The 2,703-nt window shown below is 62.5% G+C and carries 2 protein-coding genes; both read right to left on the minus strand.

Annotation, left to right across the window (positions count from 1 at the left end):
• Positions 1-2,251: Fe/S-dependent 2-methylisocitrate dehydratase AcnD (gene acnD, locus M0954_RS24710; protein WP_297356039.1), on the minus strand; the 2,251-nt coding region annotated here is incomplete at its 3' end.
• Positions 2,252-2,339: 88 nt separating this feature from the next.
• Positions 2,340-2,703: citrate/2-methylcitrate synthase (locus tag M0954_RS24715; protein WP_297356040.1), on the minus strand; the 364-nt coding region annotated here is incomplete at its 5' end.

Consider the following 2,703-nt stretch of genomic DNA (forward strand, 5'->3'; position numbering starts at 1 on the left):
CCCAGTCGCGTGACGAACCCTGACCGTAGTCGGCGCCGGCAATCACGATCAACGGTTGCTTGCGCTCCATGTAGGTTTCGATGGCTTCCCACATGCGCGTGACCTTGCCTTCAGGCTCGATGCGAGCCAAAGAACCGGCCTTGACCTTGCCGTCTTCGAGCACCATCTCGTTCTTCAACGTGGGGTTGGCGAACGTGGCGCGCTGCGCGGTCAGGTGATCGCCGCGGTGTGTCGCGTACGAGTTGAAATCCTCTTCCGGCAAGCCCATCTTCGCCAGATACTCGCCCGAGGCGCTATCCAGCAAGATGGCGTTAGACGGCGACAGGTGGTCGGTGGTGATGTTGTCACCGAGCACCGCGAGGGGTCGCATAGCCTTGAGCGTGCGCTTGCCGGCCAGCGCGCCTTCCCAATAGGGCGGGCGGCGGATATACGTGCTCGTCGGGCGCCAGTCGTACAGCGGGTTGGCGCGTTCACCGGTGTCGAGCGTGACTGCGAACATCGGTTCGTACACCTTGCGGAATTGCTCCGGCCTCACGCTAGACGCAACGATCGCGTCGATCTCTGCGTCGGACGGCCAGATGTCCTTGAGCATCACTGGATTGCCGGCGGCGTCGGTACCCAGCACATCTTTCTCGATGTCGAAACGGATCGTGCCGGCAATCGCATAGGCCACCACCAGCGGCGGCGAGGCGAGGAACGCCTGCTTGGCATAAGGGTGAATCCGGCCGTCGAAATTGCGGTTGCCGGACAGCACGGCGGTGGCGTACAGATCGCGCTCGACGACTTCCTTCTGGATCACCGGATCCAGCGCACCGGACATGCCGTTGCACGACGTGCAGGCATAGGCGACGACGCCAAACCCAAGCTGTTCCAGCTCCCGCAGCAGCTTTGCTTCTTCCAGATACAAGGTGACGGCTTTCGATCCCGGCGCGAGCGAGCTTTTCACCCACGGTTTGCGGGTCAGGCCGCGCTGGTTCGCATTGCGCGCCAGCAACGCCGCGGCGATCATGTTGCGCGGGTTATTGGTGTTGGTGCAGCTCGTGATGGCCGCGATGATCACGGCGCCGTCGGGCATCAACCCGGGCTCGTTTTCGACCTTGCCGCTGATGCCCCGCGCGGCCAGTTCCGACACGGGCAAGCGGCGGTGCGGGTTCGACGGACCGGCGAGCGTGCGCACCACGGTCGAAAGGTCAAACGTCAGTGCTCGCTCGTATTGCGCGTTCTTCAGGCTGTCGGCCCACAGGCCGGTTTCCTTCGCGTAGGTTTCCACCAGCTTGACGAGTTCGTCGTCGCGGCCGGTGAGCTTCAGGTACTTGATGGTCTGTTCGTCGATATAGAACATCGCAGCCGTCGCGCCGAACTCAGGCGCCATGTTGGCGATGGTGGCGCGGTCGCCCAAGGTGAGTTTGGCCGTGCCTTCGCCGTAGAACTCCAGATACGCACCCACGACTTTTTCCTTGCGCAGGAATTCGGTCAGCGACAACACCACGTCCGTTGCCGTGATGCCTTCGCCAGGCTTGCCGGTCAGCTCGACGCCGACGATATCCGGCAGGCGCATATACGAAGCGCGCCCCAGCATCACGCTTTCCGCTTCGAGGCCACCTACGCCGATGGCGATCACGCCGAGCGCATCGACCATCGGCGTATGCGAATCGGTGCCCACCAGCGTGTCGGGAAACGCCACACCGTCTTTCACCTGGACCACCGGGCTCATCCGCTCCAGATTGATCTGGTGCAGGATGCCGTTGCCCGGCGGAATCACATCGACGTTCTTGAATGCCTTCTTGGTCCAGTTGATGAAATCGAAGCGGTCCTCGTTGCGCCGGTCTTCAATGGCGCGGTTCTTGTCGAACGCATCCGGATCGAAGCCACCGCATTCGACGGCGAGCGAGTGATCCACCACCAGTTGTGTCGGCACGACCGGGTTGACCAGCGCCGGGTCGCCGCCCTGGGCGGCAATCGCGTCGCGCAGGCCGGCGAGGTCGACCAGCGCGGTTTGACCGAGGATGTCGTGGCAGACCACACGCGCCGGGAACCACGGGAAATCGAGGTCGCGCTTGCGTTCGATGATCTGCTTGAGCGAGGCATTGAGGGAGACCGGATCGCATCGGCGCACGAGGTTTTCGGCCAGCACGCGCGAGGTGTACGGCAGTGTGTCGTAGGCACCCGGCTGGATCGCCTCGACTGCAGCTCGCGTGTCGAAGAAGTCCAGCTTGGTGCCAGGCAGGGGCTTGCGGTTTGCAGTGTTCATACCGTGGGGGAATAAGATTGTAGTGCTCGGGGGGATAAGCGCCGGATGTCACCGACAATTATCCCCCTTTCCCGTTCAACGCTTGTGATCAGCGTTTCGCGAGCGGCACGAACTTCAGGTTGTCCGGACCGGTGTAATTCGCACTCGGCCGAATGATCTTGTTGTCGATGCGTTGCTCGATGATGTGCGCGCTCCATCCCGCCGTGCGGGCGATCACGAACACCGGCGTGAACATCGCCGTCGGCACGCCCATCATGTGGTACGACACCGCGCTGAACCAGTCCAGGTTCGGGAACATCTTCTTGGCGTCCCACATCACTGTTTCGAGGCGCTCGGCGATGTCGAACAGCTTGGTGCTGCCGGCTTCCTTCGAGAGCTTCTTCGCGACTTCCTTGATGACCTTGTTGCGCGGGTCGGAGATCGTGTAGACAGGATGGCCGAAGCCGATCACC

Source organism: Paraburkholderia sp. (assembly GCF_026225065.1).
In the GTDB taxonomy this organism is placed as follows: Bacteria; Pseudomonadota; Gammaproteobacteria; order Burkholderiales; family Burkholderiaceae; genus Paraburkholderia.